Origin of the sequence: Mycobacterium sp., from assembly GCF_052144515.1 — a bacterium.
Classification (GTDB): Bacteria; Actinomycetota; Actinomycetes; order Mycobacteriales; family Mycobacteriaceae; genus Mycobacterium.
In genome coordinates this window covers 1-4,047 of sequence record NZ_JBKQQD010000319.1, presented here as the reverse complement: position 1 = coordinate 4,047, position 4,047 = coordinate 1, and the positions used below count along the sequence as shown (strand labels likewise).

General features: G+C 61.4%; 4 protein-coding genes. 1 reads left to right on the top strand and 3 read right to left on the bottom strand.

Annotated features, from left to right (window positions below; all coding sequences use genetic code 11):
• Nucleotides 1-196 precede the first annotated feature (196 nt).
• Both ACLP9N_RS21560 and ACLP9N_RS21555 read right to left on the bottom strand, forming a co-directional pair.
• The gene (locus tag ACLP9N_RS21560; RefSeq protein WP_442409317.1) at nucleotides 197-853 is read right to left on the bottom strand and encodes a hypothetical protein; all 657 of its coding nucleotides are present in this window, start codon (nucleotides 851-853) and stop codon (nucleotides 197-199) included.
• Nucleotides 854-974: 121 nt separating this feature from the next.
• On the bottom strand, nucleotides 975-1,769 hold the full coding sequence (locus ACLP9N_RS21555) for a TetR family transcriptional regulator (protein ID WP_442409316.1): 795 nt from the start codon (nucleotides 1,767-1,769) through the stop codon (nucleotides 975-977).
• Between the two features lie 725 nt (nucleotides 1,770-2,494).
• Here ACLP9N_RS21555 and ACLP9N_RS21550 point away from each other — a divergent pair.
• On the top strand, nucleotides 2,495-3,610 hold the full coding sequence (locus ACLP9N_RS21550) for a hypothetical protein (protein WP_442409315.1): 1,116 nt from the start codon (nucleotides 2,495-2,497) through the stop codon (nucleotides 3,608-3,610).
• Nucleotides 3,611-3,663: 53 nt separating this feature from the next.
• On the opposite strand, the gene ACLP9N_RS21545 is transcribed toward ACLP9N_RS21550, so the two are convergent.
• Nucleotides 3,664-4,047 (bottom strand): SRPBCC family protein (locus tag ACLP9N_RS21545; RefSeq protein WP_442409314.1); only part of this gene is annotated, 384 nt, incomplete at its 5' end.

Sequence of the window (4,047 nt, the reverse complement as noted above, 5' to 3'; positions counted from 1 at the left end):
GGCTGGAACGAGAGCGGGGATCGAGCCACGGACGAGACCGTCATGGACATCCTTTCAACGAGCAGAGCGCAGTTCGAAGCGTAGTCCTGCGAATGCACTGATCCTGGGGCTAGTTTGTAAAATCGTTATACGGTTAACGCTATTGCTAGCCTGCTTGTATGTCCAGACCCAGAGCTGGGCTGGTCCCTGGACCGGTTCACGCGGCCCAACTGTTCTCTAGCAGCCGGGTCAGCGCCGCCGGCCGCCACGCACGACAGCGTGAAGTGACGCGATCTATCGCTGCATTGCTCTCGTGGTGATCAGACATACCCATCACTAACGCCATCGGTAGCCGCCGAAGACCCGGGGCGGTCACCACTCCGGGCGGTTCCTGCAGAACATAGGGAATCGCCCGGATCGCCGTCATCGCGATTGCTAATTGCACTTCCGAAACCCCTGGCAGACCCTCGACCTCGTCGGTGCGAATAATCAGGTCGAGCCGCATAGGGGGCGATCCCTCGACGAGCACTCGCACTGAGTATGGATGGTCCAGTGCCAGGTCCCATCCCGGAATGTCATTGGTCGTGGTCCAGAATTGCTGCACGACGAGTGCCGGACGCCCGGCGTGGTAGGCGGTCCAGGAGAGCTTCTGCCCGATTACGGTCCCGGCCAGCAGAGTGGCGCACCTGACTACTACGTCGTGGCCGCAAGTTGCGGTCTCTATCGCCGGGCGGATCTCCTCTATCTTCAGACCAAGTACGTCGGCAGCTGCCGCCACGGCCTGCTCGTATTGCACAGAAACTGCATGAAACATCGCAGAATCGGTGGCGATCTCCGCCGGTGCCTTCCCCATGCCCATCAAGTCGACCAGCATTCCCCGCTCCGAGATGCCAGAGCAGTTTAGTGGCTTCGAACGGCAGTCGGGAGTATCCCTTCGCCCTCAGCGGATGCGCCGCGCCGTGAGCCGCTGTGCTCCTCGGCGGTCGAAAGAAAGGTCAGTCGGGAAACTTCAGCCCATAGTGAATAAAGTCCACCAATTCGTCGATGACGGCGTCGCGATCAGGGGCGTCGCCGGGGTCCGCATACGTGCCCTCGAGGAACGCCGCGGTCGAACCGATCATCGTCATGATGATCCGCAACTGCAACTTCGGATCGCCTCGGCGCAGCCGTCGTCTTTTCAGGTAATCATCAAAAGAAGGCGCCTCAGGTTCGAAGAGGGAACTCGTCAGTTTGTGCACCCCCGCATCGTCGAGCTCGCCGGGTGCACCGAACATCACCTGCACCATCGTCATGGCGATGGTCTTGTTGGCATAGACGAGGTCATAAAGCGTGCCGACAAACACACGTGAACGTGCATGCTCGTCGTCGGTGGGCGTTTTCTGCGCTTCCGCCCAGCGCGGCGTGAGTGATTCGATCAATTCGATCATTGGCCGAAAGACTGCTTCTTTCAGCAGCCCATTCTTCGAACCGTAGTAGCGAAAGATGAGATCCTCCGACACTCCGGCCCGCTCGGCGATCTGTTTGGTCGTCGCGGCATACGGGCCGCGCTCAGCGAACAGCTGTTGGGCTGCGTCCAACAACAGCTTCGGCGCGGTGCCGCGCCGCACTCGCGGGGCAGTGCGCGGGGCATAGGTTTTCCCCGATACGACTTTGTTGTTGGCAGGCACCGCTTTACCCGTTGCCGTTGCCGCGGATTTTTTGGTCGACGCGGCCTTGTTCTTGGCCGGTGCAGCGCCCTTTTTAACGCGGGCAGCATTCTTTTTGGTTGGCGCAGGTTTCGTCGGCGGCATAAGCGATATTCTAGTGGTTGCTTGACCATCAAGCGCCGGCTGCGCGCGAGCTATCCGATGATAACCGGGCGACCCGCGCCGTCGAGTCGGCCCGCCCTGCCTCTTTAAGGCTGGACCACCTTGCGCCCGATGTGGCGACGACACGCGGAACCGCGAGGCCACACCGAATCCGCCCGCCAAGATCGTCTGAGCGTTGGGATACACGCGCAGTTACACCCTCGGCGAAATCGACGAAGTTCATTTCGCAGAAAAGACCTGACAAGGTCAAGGTCGCGACTAGAACGTCATGAAAAATCCCGTTGCGATTCCGTTGCCGTGCAACGTTGTTCCGCCCACCTAGCAAGCGGTCCCGATCTGCGAGACCTTCTCCGGTCCTGCGCGCTGGGCAAGTCAGCGCGATGAGCGACGTAGTGGCGACGTTGTTCCTCGAAATCATCAGTGCGGTCGGCAAAGCCCCAATTGCATGTAGGCCGACCTCACCAGTGCCCCAGACGATGACTCTGTAACTCAAGGTATTCACCTTTATTCCGTCGCGGCCGAACTCCGCTCGAGGGACACTTGCCGCGCGGCGGCGAGCGTCTACCGAAGTACGGAAAGGCTAGGCGGCCCGCCCATGTGTAGTCAAGCACACACTTGACTAAGCATGTTAGGCTGGCCACACCCGCGAATCCGACGACAAGGCCTTGTCACATCAATTTTCCGTGAGCCCAGCCCAGGAGCGACAAATGAATGTCGGTACACAGTCGACCGCAGTGACTGTCGACCAAGAAATCGGCCGGCGCGAGGAGCTCACGGCCCAGTACTACACAGGCATGCAGTTCCTGGCAGACATGGGCGCGGGTGTCTTCGGTAAGTGCAACGGCGAGAACGTTCTGGCGATTCTGCTGCTGTACCGGGTGGGCGGCTCGGTCTGGGGCGTCGACGAGGCCGTGATCAACCAGACGTCGTTCCATGCGGCGCCATACGACCGCCGAAAAATCGAAGACAATGACTTCCTGAGTCACCGAGTAGATCCCATATACCGTAGCGACGACTTCACCATCACCCGGGAATCCGATCGGGTGATCTGGCAGGCCGGTCCTCGCCAAGTCGTTGCACGGCCTCCCTTTTGGGATATCAAGGGCGAGCACGCGGGTGTCGACGTCGACATCACAATGCAACAGAGCGGTGACGCGGACTGGCTGGTCGGACCATGGGAGAAGCTCGGCGACGAGGGCCGTGCTGGCCGCGACCTCTTCGCGACGGCGAGCGGTAGAATCAGCGCGCTGGGCAAGACCTACCACCTCGAACCCAATTCGACCGCGATCAACGAACACGTCGTGTTCGGCGAGCGCTGGGTTGCTGAGGCGCAGGCCTACTCACCGCAGTACTTCTATCATCTGTTCCGTAACGACGAGATTCAGATATTCGTCTACGTACGACCGGATTCCGGAGTGATCTACGGTCGGGTCGTTTTCACCGACGGACGAGAGATCCGCTACGACTGGGACGACGTGACCGTGACGGAGGGTGAGTATTGGCTGGACCCCAAGACGCACATGCGGCCGCCGGTGACTTTCCGTCTCAACCTCGATTCACCGCAGGGCAGCGTCGAGGTCTACCTCACCGCGTACAGTCGCTCGCTCTACACCTACTCGATGGGCTACGGGGAGCGATTTCACTACAGCTTCTTCGTCCACAGCATCGGCAAGTTCGTGGCACCGGACGGAAAGGCTACCCTGATCACCGACGGCCCTGACGATTTGTGCTTTGCCGAGTGGGGACTGACGAGCCCATTGGGTACCGGCGCGCCGCTGGCTCCTGCACAACAGTCCGCACTGGCGGCCAGAATCGGCGGCTGACCGGGCATCTGTAGCCCGGGGCTCGGCGCGCGTTGACGCGGAGTGAGCCGCAGTCAGCGGTTGCGTTGTTCGGCAGCCAACCGCGCTGCCGCGCGCGCCAGTCCGGAGGCCATCATGCTGATATTGCCCTGCAGCACGGCACGCAGCAACCACCCGGTACCTGACACCAGCGGCGCGAACTCCGCTTGCCAAGTGATCCGGCTGCCGGCGCCGTCTGGATCGATCTGCACCGTGCCGACATAGTGTGACACCGGCAGTCCCGACAGTATGGTGTACCGCTGGAAGTGCGGCGGCCTCGCCTCCAGAATCTCTTCGCGCGCAATGTTCAAGCCGAGGGCCCCCATCCGGCGGATCGCGCCGGCCCCTTGTGCATCGGGCGTGCCGGCACGCTCGAAGTCGGCCCGCGACAGCGGGCGGACCCAGGTAGGCCACTTAGG

Bases quoted from the DNA above. Each gene is read 5' to 3' on its own strand.
- ACLP9N_RS21560 (WP_442409317.1), bottom strand. From the start codon at position 853: ATGCTGGTCGACTTGATGGGCATGGGGAAGGCACCGGCGGAGATCGCC.
- ACLP9N_RS21555 (WP_442409316.1), bottom strand. From the start codon at position 1,769: ATGCCGCCGACGAAACCTGCGCCAACCAAAAAGAATGCTGCCCGCGTT.
- ACLP9N_RS21550 (WP_442409315.1), top strand. From the start codon at position 2,495: ATGAATGTCGGTACACAGTCGACCGCAGTGACTGTCGACCAAGAAATC.